The following is an 18376-nucleotide window of genomic DNA, read 5'->3' on the forward strand; positions in this document are numbered from 1 at the left end:
TCCGGTCCGGGTCATCGGCCCGCGAGGATCTCCAGGTAATGCCTGTTCTCCATGATTCCCAGGACATTGCCGAACGGGTCCAGCACGGAGCCGCCCACGAAACCGTCGCCGAACGCGCGGAGCGGCTCGTGGCGGGTCGCGCCCAGGGCGAGGAGGCGGGCCAGCGTCGCCTCGGCGTCGTCCACGTGCCAGTACGTCACCGCGCCTCCCGCCGCGTCCGCGTGGCCGCCCAGCGTTCCCGTGAACCTGCTGTCCAGCAGGCCCAGTTCGTGCTGGTAGTCGCCGATGCGGAACTCGGCGTAGCCGGGGCGCTCGAAGTACGGCCCGACGCCCAGGAGTTCGGTGTACCAGCGCTTGGCGGCCTCCAGGTCGGCGGCGTGGAAGCGGACGGTCGTGAGGCCTCGCAGCATCGGCGCTCCTTGGGAGAAGGGCTCGTGTGCTGAGGACCGTAGGGGCCCATTAGGTCGGTTCTTGTCCTAGACGGTCGGTTCTTGTCCTGGACGGTGTCCTGGGTGATGTCCTGGACGGTGTCCTGGACTGAACGCGCGTCGCCTCAGGACAGCGGAACCCGCGTGAAGCGGGCGGCCACCCGCAGATCCGTCTCCACGAGCGCGGCGGTCGCCGTCAGTTCCGGGACCAGGTCGCGGACGCACTCCTCGGCCGTCCGCCGTGCCGTGTGGGTGGCGATCCCGAGTGCGGCGACGACGCGGCCCGTCCGGTCCCGTACCGGAACCGCGACCGACCGCAGCCCCTGCTCCAGCTCCTCGTCCACGAAGGCGAACCCGCCTCCGGAGCCGCCCTCGGAGTCACCGGACGCGAACCCGCCCCCGGCGCCGCCGCCCGCATACCCGCCGACGCCGCCCCCGTACCGCCCCGTCAGTACCCGGCCCGCCGCCGTCAGACCGGCCGGGCGCCGGGCGCCCACGGTCACGTCCACGTCCACGCTCATCCGGTGGTGCGCGGCCACCCCGGCCGTGTACTGGATCTCGTCGCCCCCTTCGGTGAGGACCGCGAGCGCCGTCGACTCGTGGACCCGTTCCGCGAGCGCCGCGAGGTGCGGGGTCGCGATGCGGGGGAGCGTCGTACGGGACAGGGGCGGGAAGCCGAGGGAGAGGACGCGCGGGGTGAGCGCGAAGGTCTGTCTGGGGCGGCCGGGTCCCACCAGACCCAGGTGCTCGTAGGTGATGAGGGCGCGGCGGGCGGTGGCCCGGGCCAGCCCCGTCGACTTGGCGACCTCCGTCAGCGTCAGCTCGGCCCGGCCCTCGCCGAACGCGGTGAGGACGGTCAGCCCGCGCGCCAGGGACTCGATGAACTCCCGGCCCAGCTCCTGCTTGGACGCGCCCGTCCACAGCGCGAGCCCGGCGGGCGGCGGCCCCGGACGGGGCGCCGGTGCCCGCCGCAGCTCGTCCTCCATCGCCACGACCGCCGTGCGCAGCCGGGGCAGCAGGGTGTCGCGCAGGTCGGCCGCCGTGTGCCGGCTGGTGTGGCTGACGACGTTCGCGACGCACACGACCTGCCCCGTGCCCGGCGCCCGCACCGGCACGGACACGGCCACCAGCCCCGGCTCGATCAGCTGGTCGTCGAGGGACCAGCCCTCCTCGGCCGCCCGCTCGGCCCGTCGTACGAAGTCCTCGTCCAGCGTCCGGTGCGGGGCGGCCGGTACGGCGGTGAAGGACCGGTCCTGCGGGTCCGCCGCCCGCCGCTCGCGCCACCGCTCCCAGTCGGCGTCCGTCCACTCGGCGGCGAACAGCGGGCCCGGCGCGGTGCGTTCGGCGGGCAGCAGATCGCCGATGCGGAAGCTCAGGGACATCGCGCGGCGGCGGGTCGCCTGGTGGATGAAACGGATGCCGTCCCGGTCGGCGACGGCCAGGGACACCGACTCGTCGAGCTCGTCGGCGAGCGCGTCGGCCCGTGCGCCCAGCAGCGCGGGCAGCCGGAGCGCGGCCAGACAGGCGTTGCCCAGCTCCATGACGCGCGGGGTGAGGATCGCCTCCCGGCCCTCCAGCCGGGCGTACCCCATGCGCACCAGGGTCGCGACGATGCGGTCCACCGTGGAGCGGGCCAGCCCGGTGGCCCGCTCCAGCTCGCTCAGCCGCATCGCCCCGCCCGCCGCCGTCAGCTGCCGCAGCACGGCCACCCCGCGCATCAGCGGCACCACGGCCTCCGTGGGCGCGCCCGCCTCGGGGCCGGGGATGGTGGTCGTCTTCGCGGGCATCGGCTCTCCCGTACGGGGATCTGGGCAGCCCTACGGTAATGCGGCCTCACGGCACACGGCTCACGGCCTGCGGTCCTACGACCTTGCTCTTACCCCTCACCGCCCCCGCCCCCACCACCGCCGTCACGGCCCCCACCGCCTTCGCCCCGCCCCCACCACCTCCGTCACCGCCGGGTGACCCGCACCCGGTAGTCCCCCTTCAGGTCCGCGCCCGTCACCGAGATCCGGATGCCCCGCTGGGTGTCGGTGAAGGACTCACCGGGTGCGTAGGGCGCGTCGGAGAGTTCCGCGTGGACGTTCGGGCTGCGGGTGCAGCCCCCGCTGTCCTCGGCCGAGTCGTACACGGTCACCGGCCCCATGCCGGTGTCGATCCCGGCGTCCACCTTGTAGACGAGCACGCCGGGCCGGCACACCGTCTCGTCGTTGCCGCCGCGGGTGCGCAGCTCGACGGCGTAACCGGTGCGCGCGTCGACGGGTACGAACACCAGCTTCGGGCCGCCGGTCCGCCACAGCGGGGTCAGCCGGTACTCCGCCGACCCGCGCACCGCGGAACAGGCGATCTGCTGCGCGTCCAGCCAGCCCAGCTTCCACTTGTGCCAGCCGAGCAGGTCGTTGTTGGCCCCCCAGTCCTCGCTCATGATGTCCCAGTGCCCGACCGCGCCCCCGCCGTCCTGGGTGTAGAGGTCGGGCAGCCCGAAGACGTGCCCGTTCTCGTGCGGCAGGACCCGGTAGCCGGTGCGGCCGTAGGAGCCGGAGCCGTCGTCCTGGCGGGAGTAGACGAAGGACGCGTTGGCGACGGTCACCCCGTCGGCGACCGGTGCCTCGGTGTTCCCGGCGAACGTCACCGACAGGACCGTGTCCAGCGCGGAGGGGCCCGCGTTCGGGGTGACCAGCACGTTCAGCAGGTCGTACGAGCGGAAGTCGACGCTCGGGTCGGCGGCGGCCACGATGTCCTGGACGAGGCGGCGGTAGCCGGGGTCGAAGGGCGCGCCGCGTTCTATGCCGTACGCCCGGAACGTCTTCGGCATCCGCAGCCAGTGCCGGATCGGGGTCTCGGAGCGGTAGTCGAGACGGCCGTAGGACGCGGTGCGGAACCATTCCTCGGTCTGCGGGAAGAACTCGTGGTAGCGGTCCAGCGCGGTGCCCCGGCCCGGCGCGTCGGAGAAGTCGACCATCAGGGTGAGGGCGCGGACGGTGCCGGTGGATCGGGCGTAGCCGCCGGGGGTCGGCAGGCCCTCGGACATCTGCACGGAGGGGCCGCTTCTGATCATGCACGGGGCGAGGCCCACGGTACGGCCCAGCGAGATCGGGCCCGCCCCGGCCCGGGTCGGCCCGAGGGAGAGGCCGGGGTCGAGGCGGCCGGTGCCGGCCGAGGTGCTGACCGCGAAGGTCAGCGCGGTCACGGAGGCGAGGACGGCGGCGCGGCGCGGGCGTATCCGGCGGCGGAGGGGTTCCGGCGCGGTGCGCGCGGGGTGCGGCTGCATGCGGGGCCTTTCCCTCCGGGCAGCCACCCGGTCACCGGCTGCTCCCTTTCGCTCACCCTGTGACGCGGGACGGGCGGGCGCGCGCTGGGAACGACCGATCGTGTGCATGTGATCCAGGTCACGAAGAAAAGTTGCGGCGGGGGGAAATAACCGGGGATCGCTTCCCCGTTTAGTCAGGTGTCCGAGCGAAACGGGGAGAGCTTCCCCGGATCGCCCCGCCCCAGCTTCGAGGAGTACGCCGTGCAGACCGCGACCGCGACCTCGGCGCAGCCCGCCACGCGCAAGGCGCCCCGCCCCCGGGCCGACGCCCTGCGCAACCGGGAGCGGATCGTCACCGCCGCCCGCGAGATGTTCACCGAGCTCGGTCCCGACGTACCGCTCGACGACATCGCCCGCCGGGCCGGCGTCGGCAACGCCACGGTGTACCGCCACTTCCCCGACCGCGACGCCCTGGTCCGCGAGGTCGTCTGCTCCGTCCTGGACCGCACGGTCCTGGCCGGCCAGGCCGCCCTCGCCGAGTCCGGGGACGCTTTCGCGGCACTGGAGCGTTTCGTGCACGCCTCCGCCGACGAGCGGGTCAGCGCGCTGTGCCCGATGGTCTCCAGCACCTTCGACCAGCACCACCCCGACCTGGAATCCGCCCGCCTGCGCGTGGAGCGGATCATCGAGGAGGTCATGGACCGCGCCAAGGCCGCGGGACAGCTACGGCACGACGTCGGCGTCGGCGACGTGATGATCGCCGTGGCCCAGCTCAGTCGGCCCCCGGCCGGCACGGGCTGCCTGAGTGCCGACCGTTTCGTCCACCGCCACCTCCAGATGCTCCTGGACGGACTGCGGGCCCCGGCGCCCTCCGTACTGCCGGGCACCGCCATGACCATGGAGGACCTCCGTCAGGCCTGACCCCGACCCGTAACCAGCCGGTGCTCCGGCGGCCGTCACCGTGGACGAGCCGCTCCCTCACCTCGCAATTTTTCAGCTCTTCCCAACTTTTTTCCGTCACGAAGTTCCGAAGTGGGTACCTCCATGTCCGAAACAGCCCTCAAGGCCCCCGGCGTCCCGGACGCCAACCGCTGGAAAGCCCTGGCCTTCATCGCCATAGCCCAGCTGATGGTCGTGCTCGACGCCACCATCGTGAACATCGCGATGCCCTCCGCCCAGCAGGATCTCGGCATCTCCGACGGCAACCGGCAGTGGATCGTCACCGCCTACGCCCTCGCCTTCGGTGGACTGCTGCTCTTCGGCGGCCGTATCGCCGACCTGTGGGGCCGCAAGCGCGCCTTCGTCACCGGTCTCGCCGGCTTCGCCGCGGCCTCCGCGCTCGGCGGCGCCGCCACCAACGAGGCCATGATGTTCGGCGCCCGCGCGCTCCAGGGCGCCTTCGGCGCGCTCCTCGCGCCCGCCGCGCTCTCCCTGCTCGCGGTGATGTTCACCGACGCCAAGGAGCGCGCCAAGGCCTTCGGCATCTACGGCGCGATCGCCGGCGGCGGTGGCGCGGTCGGCCTGATCCTCGGCGGCTTCCTCACCGAGTACCTCGACTGGCGCTGGACCTTCTTCGTCAACATCCCGTTCGCGATCGTCGCCGCGGCCGGCGCGTACTTCGTCATCCGTGAGCCCGAGGGCGGCCGCAACCGCTCCTCCCTCGACATCCCCGGCGTCATCCTGTCCACCCTGGGCCTGGTCTCCCTGGTCTACGGCTTCACCCGCGCCGAGTCCGAGGGCTGGAGCGACTCCCTGACCGTCGCGATGTTCGTCGCCTCCGGTGTGCTGCTCCTCGCCTTCGTGATCGTCGAGGCGAAGGTCAAGGCCCCGCTGCTTCCCCTGCGCGTGATCACCGAGCGCAACCGCGGCGGTGTCTACCTCTCCCTCGGCCTCGCCATCATCGCGATGTTCGGCCTGTTCCTGTTCCTGACCTACTACCTGCAGGTCGTCAAGGGCTACTCCCCGGTCAAGACCGGCTTCGCGTTCCTGCCGATGATCGCGGGCATGATCACCGGCTCCACCCAGATCGGTACCCGACTGATGACCCGGGTCGCCCCGCGCCTGCTGATGGGTCCGGGCTTCCTGGTCGCCGCGCTCGGCATGCTGCTGCTGACCCGCCTGGAGATCGGCTCCTCCTACGCGGCCGTCCTGCTGCCAGCGATGCTGCTGCTCGGCCTCGGCATGGGTACGGCGTTCATGCCGGCGATGTCCCTGGCCACGTACGGCATCGAACCGCGTGACGCGGGTGTCGCCTCCGCGATGGTCAACACCTCGCAGCAGGTGGGCGGCGCGATCGGCACCGCCCTGCTGAACACGATCGCCGCGTCCGCGACGACGTCGTACATCAAGGACCACATCGCGGGCGCCGCCTCCCGGCCCCAGCAGCAGCTGGTCCAGCTGGAGGGCATGGTGCACGGCTACACCAGCGCCATCTGGTTCGCCGTGGGCATCCTGGTCGCCGCCGCCGCGATCGCGCTGACCCTCATCACCGCCGGCAAGCCGGAACTGGGCCCGGCGACGGGCGAGGGCGCGACGGACGCGGAGGACGCGGTCCAGATCCCGGTGGTGGCCCACTGACGCAAGCGGCAGCGCCCCCGAGGGGGCGCGGGGCCGCGGCCGTGTCGCTGCCCGGCCCCGCCGCATGGGCGCGACACGCCACGACGGCGCCGCACCCGGAGCACGGCACCGACCGGCGTTCCTAACGGAGCCAGGGAAGGTCGGCCCCCGCCTCGTCCGGCTGAAGGCCCTCGGCGATGATCAGCATGATCTCGCCGAGGGCCTTCTGCTGTTCTCCGCTGAGCCGGTCGAACACCGCGTTGCGTACGGCCGTGACATGCCCCGGCGCCGCCCGTCGCAGCACGTCGATCCCCTCCTCGGTGATCACGGCGAACTGCCCGCGCTTGTCGGAGGGGCAGTCCTCACGCCGTACCCAGCCGCTCTTCTCCAGCCGGGCGACGGCGTGCGAGAGCCGCGAGCGGGTGATCTTCGCGTGCATGGCGAGCTCGGTCATCCGCAGCCTGCGCGCGGGCGAATCGGCGAGTTTGACCAGAAGGCCGTAGTAGATGTGGGGCATCCCCGCGTCCCGCTGGAGCTGCCGGTCCATGTGGTCCTCGAGCAGCATGCTCGCGTGGACGTAGGAGCGCCAGACGATCTGTTCTTCGTCGGTGAGCCATCGGGGCTCTTCAGCGGAAGTGGATGCGGTGTTCATGTAGTCCACTGTAAGCGCACGCTCCTTGAAATTTAAACCAACTGGGAATATGCTGTCGGACGTTGACGTTTTAGATTTCAAGCAACGGCTCCGGAAGGGAGTCGACCGGGAACCGGAAGGAGCCGCCGTCATGTCCGCCGCCACTCAGGAGCGCATGCCCGCCCTGTACCTCAGCCATGGCGCGCCGCCGCTCGCGGACGACCCGATCTGGCCGGGTGAACTCGCCGCCTGGTCCGCGGGCCTGCCCCGCCCCAAGGCGATCCTGATGATCTCCGCCCACTGGGAGGAGGCCCCCCTCGCCCTCGGCGCCGTCGAACCCGTACCCCTGGTCTACGACTTCTGGGGCTTCCCCGAGCACTACTACAAAGTGAAGTACGACGCACCCGGCGCACCGGAGCTCGCCGAGAGCGTGCGCAAGTTGCTGCGCGCCCCCGGAATCCCCGTCCAGGACATCCCCGACCGCGGCCTCGACCACGGCGCGTACGTCCCGCTCGTCGAGATGTTCCCGGCCGCCGACATCCCCGTCCTCCAGGTCTCGATGCCGACCCTCGACCCCGTCCGCCTCATGGAGATCGGCCGCAAGCTGGCCCCCCTGCGCGACGAGGGCGTCCTGATCGTCGGCTCCGGCTTCTTCACCCACAACCTCGCCGCCCTGCGGCAGGGCGGCATTCCCTCCTGGTCCGTGGAGTTCGACGACTGGGGCCGGCGCGCGATGGAGGCCCGCGACTGGGACTCCCTGCTGGACTTCCTCCACAAGGCCCCGGCCGGCCGCTACGCCCACCCCCGCACCGAGCACTTCGCCCCGCTCTTCGTGACCATGGGCGCCGCCGAGGTCTCCGGTGAACTGGACGTGCAGCGGTCGGTGATCGACGGGTTCTGGATGGGGCTGGCCAAGCGGTCGGTGCAGTTCGGTTAGGAGTCTGATGAAGATCTTGCTCCGGCCGCCTGACTCGCCCCGGATTGCCAGTAAATGTCAATCACTATGAACCGGTGCAAGTCGGGCGCGATTTCAAGATCTTCAGGACGCTTCTAGTGTCATGAGTCTTTATTTCGATACAGAAGTAGGCTGGGCTCATGGCGCGTATGGGTCGGCCGACGGTCGAGGTGGTTCTGACGGATGAGGAGCGAGAGACGCTGCTGCGCTGGTCACGGCGGGCAACGTCCTCGCAGGCTCTGGCGTTGAGGTGCCGGATCGTACTCGCGTGTGCTGATGGCGGCTCGAACACCGCGGTGGGAATGGAGCTTGGGGTCCACCCGGTCACGGTGGCCAAGTGGCGTAAGCGGTTCGCGGCCGACCGGCTCCAGGGTCTGTCGGACGAGCCGCGGCCCGGCCCGCCCCGCACGGTGAGCGACGAGAAAGTCGAGGAGGTGGTCGTGCGGACCCTGGAGACCACTCCGAAGAACGCCACGCACTGGTCGACACGGGACATGGCCGCGGCCAGCGGCCTGAGCCAGTCCACCGTCTCGCGGATCTGGCGGACCTTCGGCCTCAAACCACACCTGGTGGACACCTTCAAGCTGTCCAAGGACCCGCAGTTCATCGAGAAGGTCCGCGACGTTGTCGGCCTGTACCTGGACCCGCCCGAGCGGGCCATCGTCCTGTGCGTGGACGAGAAGTCACAGATCCAGGCGCTGGACCGGTCGGCGCCGGTGCTGCCGATGATGCCGGGCATGCCCGAGCGCCGCACCCACGACTACTTGCGCGGCGGCGTGACGACCCTGTTCGCCGCCCTGAACGCGGCCACCGGCGAGGTCATCAGCTCGCTCCACCGCCGGCACCGCGCGGTGGAGTTCAAGAAGTTCCTGGCCAAGCTGGACAAGGAGGTCCCAGACCATCTCGACGTCCACCTGATCTGCGACAACTACGCCACCCACAAGACGCCCGCGATCCAGAAGTGGCTGCTGGCCCATCCCCGGTTCCACATGCACTTCACCCCGACCAGCTCGTCCTGGCTCAACCAGGTGGAGCGCTGGTTCGCACTGCTGACGGACAAGCAGATACGGCGTGGCGTCCACAGGAACGTCCAAGCCTTGGAGAAGGACATCCGGGCCTGGATCGCCGACTGGAACGACAACCCGAGGCCCTTCGTCTGGACGAAGACCGCTGACGAGATCTTCGAACGCCTCACCGGATATCTGAATCGAATCAAAGACTCAGGACACTAGGAGCCCGTCCCCCAGGATCCCGGCAGCTCCTTCTCGTACCAGGCCACGTCCCAGTAGCGGCCGAACTTGCGGCCCACCTCGCGGTAGGTGCCCACATGCCGGAAACCGAAGCGTTCATGCAGCCGCGTGGACGCTTCGTTCGGCTGCGCGATCCCCGCGTACGCCCGGTGCAGATCCTCTCCGGCGAGCGCCTCGAAGAGCGCCTTGTAGAGCAGTGTGCCGATCCCGCGGCCCCCGGCGTGCGGGGCCACGTAGACGGTTACCTCCACCGAGGTCGAGTAGGCGGCCTTCGGTCTGTAAGGGCTGGATGTGGCGTACCCCAGAATCTCCTGTGAGTCCGCGTCCGCGGCAACCTTCAGCCGGTAGGGGCCGTCTTCAGGGTGGGAGAGCAGCCAGGGACGGCGCTCTTCCGGAGTGAAGACCGCGGTATCGAATGTGATGGGCGTCTCACGCACGTAGTGGTTGTAGAGGCCGGTGAGGGCCCCGAGGTCCCCCTCGACTCCTGGCCTGACCTGCACCTCTGCGTGCTCGGACGCCATCGCTTCTCCCCGTGTGGCCCGCCAATGGCCGGACAGGGTACTGCATGATCAGAAAATCCGGGGTGCCGGTTGGGAATTCTGTCCTGATTCCAGTCGTTGTTTCCATCGGATGCAGGGCACACGAGCAGAGTCCCGAAGCGAGTCCCGGGACCACTGAGCGAGTGCCCGGTGTCCACGGACCACCCGCTGACCCCACCATCGCAAGGGAGCACGCATGGCAACCCGTGCCGTCGCCCGTCGTCAGTCCGCCAGTGGCCGGACCGGCGCGGCAAGCAGTGTTCGCGCCCATGGCGGCGAGATCGCCGACCGCGACCTGGTCGGCATGTACCTCGACGAGATCGCGCGCACACCGCTGCTCGACGCCGCCAAGGAAGTCGAGCTGTCCCAGATCATCGAGGCGGGTGTGTTCGCGCGACAGGTCCTCGACGGGTACGAGGAGTCCCGCGCGGACGCCACCCGTGAGGAACTGGAGGCCCTGGTCGCCGAGAGCGAGCGCGCCAAGGACGTCTTCATCCGCTCCAACCTCCGTCTGGTCGTCGCCGTCGCCCGCCGCTACCCGCGCAGCGGTCTTCCCCTGCTCGACCTGATCCAGGAGGGCAACGCCGGACTGGTCCGCGCGGTGGAGAAGTTCGACTACCGCAAGGGCTTCAAGTTCTCGACGTACGCCACCTGGTGGATCCGCCAGGCCATCACCCGTTCGATCGCCGACCAGTCGCGCACGATCCGCCTGCCCGTCCACCTGGTGGAGGAGCTCGGCCGGATCCGCCGCGTCCAGCGCGAGTTCAACCGCGAGCACGGCCGCGAACCCGAGCCCCAGGAGATCGCCGCGGAGCTCGGCTCCACCCCGGAGCGTGTCACGGACGTCCTGGACTGGGCCCGCGACCCGGTGTCCCTGAACATGTCGGTGGACGACGAGGGCGAGACCCAGTTCGGCGATCTCCTGGAGGACACCTCGGCGGTGTCGCCCGAGCAGTCGGTCCTCACGCTGCTGCGCAGCGAGGAACTCGACGGCCTCATCGACCGCCTCGACCCGCGCACCGCCTCCATCATCAAGATGCGGTACGGCATCGAGGACGGCCGGGAGCGCACCCTCACCGAGGTCGGCAAGGAGCACGGCCTCACCCGCGAGCGCATCCGCCAGATCGAGAAGCACGCCCTGCTGGAGCTGAAGAAGCTGGCCCGCGACACCGGGTTCGAGGCCGCGGCCTAGGCACGGGGGTTTCCCGGCTCACGGCTCCCCGCCGAGCGTCCTCGGGACACCCTGGGGTACGCGGTCCCGCCCCGCGTGCGCCTGTGGTCCCGTCCGGCGTGCGCTGGTGGTCCCGGGCCGCGTGCGGTCGCGCGCGCCAGGTGGTCCTCGGTCACGTGTGAGGGGTGGCCGCGGACCGCGTGTGCGGGGCGGGCCCGCCCGCGCGAACATGGCGATACAACGCCGCTTCAAGGCCGGGGACCGGGGAACAAGACTTCAGGGCACGGAAGTTCGAGACCTGCGAGCCACCCGTCCCGCTTCCCTGGAACCACGTCCCGACGCACCATCCCCCCGGCGCCGGGACTTTCCCCGAGCCGGGCTTCGGCGCCTTCCCCCGGGCGCCGGGCCCGGCTCGCCCTTGTCCGCCGGTCCACGCCGGCCGGTGCAGGCCCGGGCCTTGCCGGTGCCGAGGTGGGCCGCCGATGCCGAGGTGGGCGGGTCACCCCGTACCTGAACCACGGGGTGCCCCGCCCGGATGGCAGATTGTGCCACATGGGCATAGCCTGCCGAGCGTGACCAGCTCCACCCCCGCCACGGCCTCCCTGACCGAGCGGCGCAAGGCGGCGACCCGGATGGAGATCGCCAGGGCCGCGGCGGGCCTCTTCGTCGCCCATGGCCTCAAGGCCACCCGCGCCGAGGACATCGCCCAGGCCGCCGGCATCGCCCCGCGCACCTTCTACCGCTACTGCGCCACCAAGGAAGAGGCCGTCGCCCCCCTCTACGCGGCGGGCGCCCAGCGCTGGGTCGAAGCGGTCCGCGAGGCCCCGCCCGCCCTCCCGCTGCCCGACGCGCTCGCCCACGCCGTCCACCACACCCTCGTCCCGGGCCGGGGCGTCTCGGCCGCCTCCTGGGAAGGGGTCCGCACCCTGATCCGCCTGGCGGAGGCCGTGCCCGCCCTCGGGAAGGTCTGGGCGGAGGTCTGCCAGGCATCGGAGGAGTCACTGGCACGGGTGCTGGCGGAGCGGCTCACCGGGGCGCAACGGCCTACGGGTGAGGGTAGGGCGAGTGACGCCGGGATGGGGGACGCCGGGATGGGGGACGCCGGGACGGGTGATGCCGGTACGGGAGGTGGCGGGACGGGCGGTGTCGGGGAGGGTGGGGTCGGTACGGCCGGCGTAGGGGCGGGCGCCGTCGGGGCGGGCGCCGTCGGGAACGCCGGGGTCACGCCGCATCTGCGTTTCGGCGCCGCCGTAGTGAGCGCCGCGGTCCGGGTCGCCGTACAGAGCTGGGCCGCGAACGACACCCCCGCCACCGCCCCGGACGGCCCGGCGGCGCTGGCGCTGCGCAACCTGGAGGCGCTGAGGGGGTTCGCCTGGGAACCGGAGCGCACCTGACTCAACGCGCGCCCCCGGCACCTCCCGCGCGCCCCAACCGCGCCCCCAACTCCCGTACGCACTCCACCAGTTCCCGGGGCTCCCGCACCGCGAACTCGTACCCCAGCATCGCGAGTCGCAGCGCCAGCCACTCCACCGGATCGGCCGTCGTCCCGCGCAGCCGGCTCCCGCCCGCACCGTCCTGCTCCGGCCGGCCCATCCAGGCCGGCAGCCGCGCCGCGACGGCCTCGGGCGGCTCCGCGAAGGTGACGTCGAACGCGTACTCGGGCGCCTGCCCCTGCAGGGACCGCCGCAGGTACCGCGCCGCGTCCCCCTCCGGCAGCTCCCGGGGCGTGAACCGGGCCCCGGTCGCGAACGGCTCGCTCACCCGGTCCACCCGGAAGGTCCGCCAGTCGGCCCGGTCGACGTCGTACGCCACGAGGTACCAGCGCCGCCCCGTCGACACCAGCCGGTACGGCTCGGTCAGCCGCCGCGACTCCGTGCCGTCCTTCGCCTGGTACGCGAACCGCAGCCGCTCGTGCCCGGCGACCGTGGAGGCCATCACGGTCAGCGTCTCCGGCGCGATGGTCGCCCCGTCCCCGCTGGTCAGTGGGGTGGTCGCGGCCTGGAGCGTGGTGACGCGGCGGCGCAGGCGGGCGGGCAGCACCTGCTCCAGCTTGGCCAGGGCCCGTACGGACGCCTCGTCCACGCCCTCCACCGCGTGCCCCGCGCCCGCCCGCAGTCCGACCGCGATCGCCACGGCCTCCTCGTCGTCCAGCACCAGCGGTGGCATCGCCTTGCCCGCGACCAGCCGGTACCCGCCGTCCGCGCCCTTGCTGGCCTGCACCGGGTACCCCAGCTCGCGCAGCCGGTCGATGTCCCGCCGCACGGTGCGCCGGGACACGCCGAGCCGCCGGGACAGCTCACCGCCGGGCCACTCGCGGGGCGTCTGGAGGAGGGAGAGCAACTGCAGCAGCCGTGCCGGAGTGTCCGTGGTCATGCGTCCGAGCATGCCGCAGAAGTAGGACGGGAACCGACCTACTTCGTGATCCTTTGGGGTAAGGAAGTCCGTTCATGCCCGAATCAAGCCCGAACCTGTTTACTTTGCGGAAATCCGGGCGTAGCCTCGGCTTGAAACCACAAGTTCGGGCATGATCCGGAACCAATCGGAAGGGGCCGGACGGTCGATCGGGCGCCGTCGAGCGCAGGCGGAAGGCGAGCGGACATGTACGCACCGGAGCGGCAGCAGGAGATCCTGCGGCTCGCCCGTGAGGGCGGCCGGGTGGACGTCCTGTCGCTGGCCGAGGAGTTCCAGGTGACGGCGGAGACGATCCGCCGCGACCTGAAGGCCCTCGACCGCGCCGGACTGGTGCGCCGGGTCCACGGTGGTGCCATACCGGCCGGACGCCTCGACTTCGAACCGGACCTCGCCGAACGCGAAGGCACCTCCGCCGACGAGAAGGACCGCATCGCCAAGGCGGCCCTGACGGAAGTGCCCTCCGAGGGGACGATGATCCTCGATGCGGGTACCACGGTCGCCCGCCTCGCGGCCGCGCTCCCGCTGGAGGCCGAGCTCACCGTCGTCACCCACAGCCTGCCCGTCGCGGCCCGCCTCGCGGACCACCCCGGCATGCAGCTCCACCTCGTCGGAGGGCGCGTACGGCACCGTACGCGCGCCGCCGTGGACGCCTGGGCGCTCCGTGCTTACGGCGAAATCCGGGCTGATGTACTTTTTGTGGCGGCCAACGGTTTCTCCACCGAGCACGGACTGACCACCCCCGACCTCGCCGAGGCCGCGGTCAAGCGGGCGGCCGTCGCCGCGGCGCGCCGGGTCGTCCTGCTCGCCGACTCGGCCAAGCACGGCCAGGAGCACTTCGCCCGCTTCGGCGACCTGAGCGACGTGGACCTGCTGATCACCGACAGCGGGCTGAGCGACGACGACGCGGCCGCCATCGAGCGCGGCGGCACGGAAGTGGTACGAGCATGAGCGGCACCCCCACGACCCCCTGCGGAGTGATCCTCACGGTCACCCCCAACCCGTCCCTGGACCGCACCTACGAGGTCCCCGCCCTCGACCGCGGCGAGGTCATCCGCGCCACCGGCGAGCGGATGGACCCGGGCGGCAAGGGCGTCAACGTCTCCCGCGCGGTCGCCGCCGCCGGCCGGCGCACGGTCGCCGTCCTGCCCCTCGGTGGTGCGCCCGGCGCACTCGTCGCCGAGCTCCTCCACGCGCAGGGCATCGAGGTCGCCCCCGTCCCGGTCGCCGGGGCCACCCGCTCCAACATCGCGCTCGCCGAGTCCGACGGCGTCCTGACGAAGATCAACGCGCCGGGACCCGAGCTCTCCCCCGACGAGCAGGAACTGCTCCTGGAGACCGTCCGCACGCAGTCGCGCGACGCCGACTGGATCGCCTGCTGCGGCAGCCTGCCCCGGGGCCTCGCCCCCTCCTGGTACGCCGAGGTCGTCGCCCGAGCGCACGCCGGGGGCGCACGGATCGCCCTGGACACCTCCGGACGCGCCCTCCTCGAAGCGCTGCGCGAGCGGCCCGACGTGGTCAAGCCGAACGCCGAGGAACTCGCCGAGGCCGTCGGCCGCCCCCTGGCCACGGTCGGCGACGCGGTGAAGGCGGCCGAGGAACTGCGCGAGATGGGCGCCCGTACCGTCCTCGCCAGCCTCGGCGCCGACGGACAGCTCCTCGTCGAGGACGCGGGCACCTGGTTCGCTAGCGCCCGCGTCGACGCCGTCCGCAGCAACGTCGGCGCCGGCGACTCCTCCCTCGCCGGGTTCCTCATCGCCGGCGGCCGCGGACCGGCGGCGCTCGCCTCCGCCGTCGCCCACGGCGCGGCGGCCGTACAGCTGCCCGGCAGTGTCATGCCGACCCCGGGCGACCTGGACCCGGCGGCGGTGACGGTCACCGCGGACGTGCCGGTGGACCGCGAACTGAGGGAGCCGGCGTCATGACGACCCTCCTGTTACGCGCCGCCCGCCTCCCCTCTCCCCACCTCACCCCCACCCCCGTCCCCACCCTCACCCGCGCCCACCTCACGTCCCGGGCGATACGCGTGCGAAGGAGCCCGCGATGAGCGACATGATCACCGCGGACCTGGTCGACCTCGACCTGTCCGCCGACACCAAGGAAGCCGCCGCGCGGTCCCTCGCCGCACGCATGGTGGCCCAGGGCCGGGTGACCGACCTGGACGGCTTCCTCGCCGACGTGGCCGCCCGCGAGGCCCAGATGCCCACCGGCCTCGACGGCGGCATCGGCATCCCGCACTGCCGCAGCGAGCACGTCACCGAGCCGACCCTCGCCTTCGGCCGCAGCGCCGCAGGCATCGACTTCGGCGCGGCCGACGGCCCCGCCGACCTGATCTTCCTGATCGCCGCCCCCGCCGGCGCCGACGACGCCCACCTCACGATCCTGTCGTCCCTCGCCCGGCAGCTGATGAACACCGAGTTCACCGACGCACTGCGGGCCGTCGGCGACCCGGCCGCCGCGGCGGCCCTGATCCGCGGCGAGGAAGCCCCGGCCGTGACGGCCGAGGGCGCCACCGCGAGCGAGGGCGCCTCCGCGGGTGAGGGTGGCCCTACGGCCGAGGGTGCCACCGCTGGTACGTCAGCTGGTGCCGCAGCGGGTGCCTCCGCCGGCGCCCCCGAGAACTCCGTGTCGGTGTCGGCGGCGGCCTCCGCCGACACCGACACGGCCACCACCCCCGAGCCCGCGGCCCGCCCCTTCCGGATCGTCGCCGTCACCTCCTGCCCCACCGGCATCGCCCACACCTACATGGCCGCCGAGTCCCTGGAGAACGCCGGCCGCGAGGCGGGCGTCGAGGTCACCGTCGAGACCCAGGGCTCGGCCGGCTTCACCCGGCTCGACCCGGCCGTCATCGCCGCCGCCGACGGCGTGATCTTCGCCCACGACGTCCCCGTCCGCGAGAAGGACCGCTTCGCCGGGAAGCCCACCGTCGACGTCGGCGTGAAGGCGGGCATCAACCGCCCCGCCGAACTCATCACCGAGGTGCGCGGCAAGGCGGAGCGCGGCGAGGTCACCGCCGCGACCGCGCCCGGCACCCCCGTGGAACGCGCGGGCGACTCCTCCGAGGGCTACGGCACCAAGCTCCGCAAGTGGCTGATGTCCGGCGTCTCCTACATGGTCCCGTTCGTCGCGGCCGGCGGTCTGCTCATCGCCCTCGGCTTCGCGATCGGCGGATACAAGATCAACAAGGCGCCGTCGGTCATGGACCACTTCGTGTGGACCCAGAGCGACAGCTGGGCCGCGCTGCTCTTCCAGATCGGCGTCGTCTCCTTCGGCTTCCTGGTCCCCGTCCTCGCCGGCTACATCGCCTACGGCATGGCGGACCGGCCGGGACTCGTGCCCGGCTTCGTCGGCGGCGCGATCTCCGTCACCATCAACGCGGGCTTCCTCGGCGGCCTCGCCGCCGGTCTGATCGCCGGTGGTGTGGTGCTGTCGATCCAGAAGGTGAAGATCCCACCGGCCGTGCGCGGCATCATGCCGGTCGTGGTGATCCCGCTGATCTCGTCGGCCGTCGTCGGATTCCTGATGTTCGTCGTCATCGGCAAGCCCATCGCCTCCGCCCAGAAGGCCCTCACCGACGGACTGAACGGCCTCACCGGCACCAACGCCGTCCTCCTCGGCGCCCTCCTCGGCCTGATGATGTGCTTCGACCTCGGCGGCCCCGTCAACAAGGTCGCGTACACCTTCGCCACCGCCGGCATCGCCGTCGCCAGCCCCAGCGACTCCGCCATGAAGATCATGGCCGCGGTCATGGCGGCCGGCATGGTCCCGCCCCTCGCGATGGCGCTCGCCACCACCGTGCGCGGCAGGCTCTTCACCGAGACCGAACGCGAGAACGGCAAGGCCGCCTGGGTCCTCGGCGCCTCCTTCATCTCCGAGGGCGCGATCCCGTTCGCCGCGGCCGACCCGCTGCGCGTGATCCCCTCCTCGATGGTCGGCGGAGCTGTCACCGGTGCCCTGTCGATGGCCTTCGGCGCCACCCTGCGCGCCCCGCACGGCGGCATCTTCGTCGTCCCGCTGATCGGCAACCCGTTCCTCTACCTGATCGCCATCGCGGCCGGCGTCTGCGTCACCACCGCCCTGGTCGTCGTCCTCAAGGGCCTGCGCAAGCCGGCCCCCGGCAGCACCCCCACCACGACGACCCCCGGCGGCGCGTCCGCCCCCGCGTCGGAGACCAAGCAGCCGGTCGCGGCCTGACCCACAGGCCCCGCGCCACCTGCACCAGCGGCCGGTCGCAGCCCCACGAGGGGGCCGCGACCGGCCGCTGTACGTCAGCCCGGAGCCCGGGAGTCAGGAGACCTGCGCCGCCCGGCGCTCCATCGCCTCCCGGGCCTCGGCCTCCGACTCGTACACCTCGCACATGTGCCGCCCGTCCGGCGTCGCCGTGTGCTCGACCTCCCACAGGGAGATCTCCCGGCCGTCACGCAACAGGAACGCGTGCTCGTACAGCGAGAACCCCAGACCCGCCCGGCCCGCCCGGCAGGGCCGCCCGAACGCCTGCGTGATCTGGTGCGCGAACGCCGACCTCAACAGCTCGGTCGTGTCCGGACCCGGCCGGTCGGGGTTCTCCGCGCGGCGCAGCAGCCGCCGCGCGTGGTCCGCCGAGTCGTCCGGGACATACACGTGCCGGGGCGCGGACACCGGCTCCAGCGGCGCCAGCACCGGCAGCTCGAAATCCGGCTCGTCCGGCGGCAACGGCAGCCGCGCGGTAGCCGTACGCAACTCCTCCTCGTCGACGTACACCTCGTGCTGCGGTTCGCTGCCCGGAGTGGCGTTGTGCACCAGCTCCCACAGCGTCAGCGCACACCCGTCGGCCAGCAGCCAGGTGTGCCGGTAGGTCTCACGATGCAGGCCCGCGCTGTGATGCGCGGAGTGCAGCGAGCTGTCGTGCGCCAGCGCACAGTCGAGCCGCCGAAGGACGTCGTCCGGCAGCTCGAACGAGTTCAGGGCACGACCTAGCAGTCGCGCGAGATGCTCCTCCGGAGACTCGGGCGACTCGGCTGGTTCGTACGCTGCGGTCTCGTACGGAACGCTCAAGGTTTCTCCCGGCGTTGCTGCATGTCACCTTGTGGGTGCATACCGTAGCCCCTCGGTCCGACATCATGTCCGGGAACCGAGAAACCTACGTCGGAGAAAACGCGAGGACCGCGCGAAAAGTTCCCGCGCGGCCCCACGGCCCCTCAGAAACCG

At 71.9% G+C, this 18376-nt stretch carries 16 protein-coding genes; 9 read left to right on the forward strand and 7 right to left on the reverse strand.

Features of this window, described 5'->3' with window-relative positions; genetic code table 11:
- Nucleotides 1-11: 11 nt before the first annotated feature.
- The 3 genes from U5640_RS26530 to U5640_RS26540 all read right to left on the reverse strand — a co-directional run bounded on the left by U5640_RS26530 (nucleotide 12) and on the right by U5640_RS26540 (nucleotide 3699).
- On the reverse strand, nucleotides 12-410 hold the full coding sequence (locus tag U5640_RS26530; RefSeq protein ID WP_340378241.1) for a VOC family protein: 399 nt from the start codon (nucleotides 408-410) through the stop codon (nucleotides 12-14).
- Between the two features lie 143 nt (nucleotides 411-553).
- A complete protein-coding gene (locus U5640_RS26535; RefSeq protein WP_340378242.1) occupies nucleotides 554-2215 on the reverse strand; it encodes a helix-turn-helix domain-containing protein in 1662 nt (553 codons plus the stop codon).
- Nucleotides 2216-2379: 164 nt separating this feature from the next.
- On the reverse strand, nucleotides 2380-3699 hold the full coding sequence (locus U5640_RS26540) for a M6 family metalloprotease domain-containing protein (RefSeq protein ID WP_340378243.1): 1320 nt from the start codon (nucleotides 3697-3699) through the stop codon (nucleotides 2380-2382).
- 240 nt (nucleotides 3700-3939) lie between these two features.
- Here U5640_RS26540 and U5640_RS26545 point away from each other — a divergent pair, with 240 nt between their 5' ends.
- Together U5640_RS26545 and U5640_RS26550 are read left to right on the forward strand one after the other, a co-directional pair.
- The gene (locus U5640_RS26545; RefSeq protein ID WP_340385353.1) at nucleotides 3940-4599 is read left to right on the forward strand and encodes a helix-turn-helix domain-containing protein; all 660 of its coding nucleotides are present in this window, start codon (nucleotides 3940-3942) and stop codon (nucleotides 4597-4599) included.
- Between the two features lie 123 nt (nucleotides 4600-4722).
- Nucleotides 4723-6255, forward strand: coding sequence for an MFS transporter (locus tag U5640_RS26550; protein WP_340378244.1), 1533 nt, complete (start codon nucleotides 4723-4725; stop codon nucleotides 6253-6255).
- Nucleotides 6256-6376: 121 nt separating this feature from the next.
- Here the strand turns inward: U5640_RS26550 and U5640_RS26555 are convergent, their stop codons facing one another.
- A complete protein-coding gene (locus U5640_RS26555) occupies nucleotides 6377-6886 on the reverse strand; it encodes a MarR family transcriptional regulator (protein WP_340378245.1) in 510 nt (169 codons plus the stop codon).
- A gap of 130 nt (nucleotides 6887-7016) precedes the next feature.
- Here U5640_RS26555 and U5640_RS26560 point away from each other — a divergent pair, with 130 nt between their 5' ends.
- Nucleotides 7017-7802: a class III extradiol ring-cleavage dioxygenase gene (locus tag U5640_RS26560; RefSeq protein ID WP_340378246.1), complete on the forward strand. Its 786-nt coding sequence runs from the start codon at nucleotides 7017-7019 to the stop codon at nucleotides 7800-7802.
- Nucleotides 7803-7960: 158 nt separating this feature from the next.
- On the forward strand, nucleotides 7961-9052 hold the full coding sequence (locus U5640_RS26565) for an IS630 family transposase (protein ID WP_340373790.1): 1092 nt from the start codon (nucleotides 7961-7963) through the stop codon (nucleotides 9050-9052).
- On the opposite strand, the gene U5640_RS26570 is transcribed toward U5640_RS26565, so the two are convergent.
- Nucleotides 9049-9591 carry an N-acetyltransferase family protein gene (locus tag U5640_RS26570; protein WP_340378247.1) on the reverse strand — a complete coding sequence of 181 codons (543 nt, stop codon included), beginning with the start codon at nucleotides 9589-9591 and terminating at the stop codon, nucleotides 9049-9051. The genes U5640_RS26565 and U5640_RS26570 overlap by 4 nt on opposite strands.
- Nucleotides 9592-9805: 214 nt before the next feature.
- Here U5640_RS26570 and U5640_RS26575 point away from each other — a divergent pair, with 214 nt between their 5' ends.
- Both U5640_RS26575 and U5640_RS26580 read left to right on the forward strand, forming a co-directional pair.
- Nucleotides 9806-10801 carry a sigma-70 family RNA polymerase sigma factor gene (locus tag U5640_RS26575; protein WP_067251246.1) on the forward strand — a complete coding sequence of 332 codons (996 nt, stop codon included), beginning with the start codon at nucleotides 9806-9808 and terminating at the stop codon, nucleotides 10799-10801.
- A gap of 611 nt (nucleotides 10802-11412) precedes the next feature.
- The gene (locus tag U5640_RS26580) at nucleotides 11413-12174 is read left to right on the forward strand and encodes a helix-turn-helix domain-containing protein (protein ID WP_340385355.1); all 762 of its coding nucleotides are present in this window, start codon (nucleotides 11413-11415) and stop codon (nucleotides 12172-12174) included.
- A 1-nt stretch (nucleotide 12175) separates the two neighbouring features.
- Here U5640_RS26580 and U5640_RS26585 read toward each other — a convergent pair whose 3' ends face one another.
- A complete protein-coding gene (locus U5640_RS26585) occupies nucleotides 12176-13153 on the reverse strand; it encodes a YafY family protein (protein ID WP_340378248.1) in 978 nt (325 codons plus the stop codon).
- Nucleotides 13154-13378: 225 nt separating this feature from the next.
- Here U5640_RS26585 and U5640_RS26590 point away from each other — a divergent pair, with 225 nt between their 5' ends.
- The 3 genes from U5640_RS26590 to U5640_RS26600 all read left to right on the forward strand — a co-directional run bounded on the left by U5640_RS26590 (nucleotide 13379) and on the right by U5640_RS26600 (nucleotide 17383).
- Nucleotides 13379-14140, forward strand: coding sequence for a DeoR/GlpR family DNA-binding transcription regulator (locus tag U5640_RS26590; RefSeq protein WP_340378249.1), 762 nt, complete (start codon nucleotides 13379-13381; stop codon nucleotides 14138-14140).
- Between the two features lie 26 nt (nucleotides 14141-14166).
- Nucleotides 14167-15114 carry a 1-phosphofructokinase gene (pfkB, locus tag U5640_RS26595; RefSeq protein WP_340385357.1) on the forward strand — a complete coding sequence of 316 codons (948 nt, stop codon included), beginning with the start codon at nucleotides 14167-14169 and terminating at the stop codon, nucleotides 15112-15114.
- A gap of 118 nt (nucleotides 15115-15232) precedes the next feature.
- Nucleotides 15233-17383 carry a fructose-specific PTS transporter subunit EIIC gene (locus tag U5640_RS26600; protein ID WP_340378250.1) on the forward strand — a complete coding sequence of 717 codons (2151 nt, stop codon included), beginning with the start codon at nucleotides 15233-15235 and terminating at the stop codon, nucleotides 17381-17383.
- 93 nt (nucleotides 17384-17476) lie between these two features.
- Here the strand turns inward: U5640_RS26600 and U5640_RS26605 are convergent, their stop codons facing one another.
- Nucleotides 17477-18223 carry a DUF6227 family protein gene (locus U5640_RS26605; protein ID WP_340378251.1) on the reverse strand — a complete coding sequence of 249 codons (747 nt, stop codon included), beginning with the start codon at nucleotides 18221-18223 and terminating at the stop codon, nucleotides 17477-17479.
- Nucleotides 18224-18376: the final 153 nt, after the last annotated feature.

It is taken from the genome of Streptomyces sp. SS7 (genome assembly GCF_037993025.1).
GTDB lineage: Bacteria > Actinomycetota > Actinomycetes > Streptomycetales > Streptomycetaceae > Streptomyces.

Excerpts from the sequence above, each read along its gene's own strand:
- U5640_RS26560 (WP_340378246.1), top strand. The coding sequence starts at position 7,017 with ATGTCCGCCGCCACTCAGGAGCGCATGCCCGCCCTGTACCTCAGCCAT.
- U5640_RS26590 (WP_340378249.1), top strand. The coding sequence starts at position 13,379 with ATGTACGCACCGGAGCGGCAGCAGGAGATCCTGCGGCTCGCCCGTGAG.
- U5640_RS26570 (WP_340378247.1), bottom strand. The coding sequence starts at position 9,591 with ATGGCGTCCGAGCACGCAGAGGTGCAGGTCAGGCCAGGAGTCGAGGGG.
- U5640_RS26530 (WP_340378241.1), bottom strand. The coding sequence starts at position 410 with ATGCTGCGAGGCCTCACGACCGTCCGCTTCCACGCCGCCGACCTGGAG.
- U5640_RS26600 (WP_340378250.1), top strand. The coding sequence starts at position 15,233 with ATGAGCGACATGATCACCGCGGACCTGGTCGACCTCGACCTGTCCGCC.
- U5640_RS26585 (WP_340378248.1), bottom strand. The coding sequence starts at position 13,153 with ATGACCACGGACACTCCGGCACGGCTGCTGCAGTTGCTCTCCCTCCTC.
- U5640_RS26550 (WP_340378244.1), top strand. The coding sequence starts at position 4,723 with ATGTCCGAAACAGCCCTCAAGGCCCCCGGCGTCCCGGACGCCAACCGC.
- U5640_RS26580 (WP_340385355.1), top strand. The coding sequence starts at position 11,413 with ATGGAGATCGCCAGGGCCGCGGCGGGCCTCTTCGTCGCCCATGGCCTC.
- U5640_RS26575 (WP_067251246.1), top strand. The coding sequence starts at position 9,806 with ATGGCAACCCGTGCCGTCGCCCGTCGTCAGTCCGCCAGTGGCCGGACC.
- U5640_RS26565 (WP_340373790.1), top strand. The coding sequence starts at position 7,961 with ATGGCGCGTATGGGTCGGCCGACGGTCGAGGTGGTTCTGACGGATGAG.
- U5640_RS26535 (WP_340378242.1), bottom strand. The coding sequence starts at position 2,215 with ATGCCCGCGAAGACGACCACCATCCCCGGCCCCGAGGCGGGCGCGCCC.
- U5640_RS26555 (WP_340378245.1), bottom strand. The coding sequence starts at position 6,886 with ATGAACACCGCATCCACTTCCGCTGAAGAGCCCCGATGGCTCACCGAC.
- U5640_RS26540 (WP_340378243.1), bottom strand. The coding sequence starts at position 3,699 with ATGCAGCCGCACCCCGCGCGCACCGCGCCGGAACCCCTCCGCCGCCGG.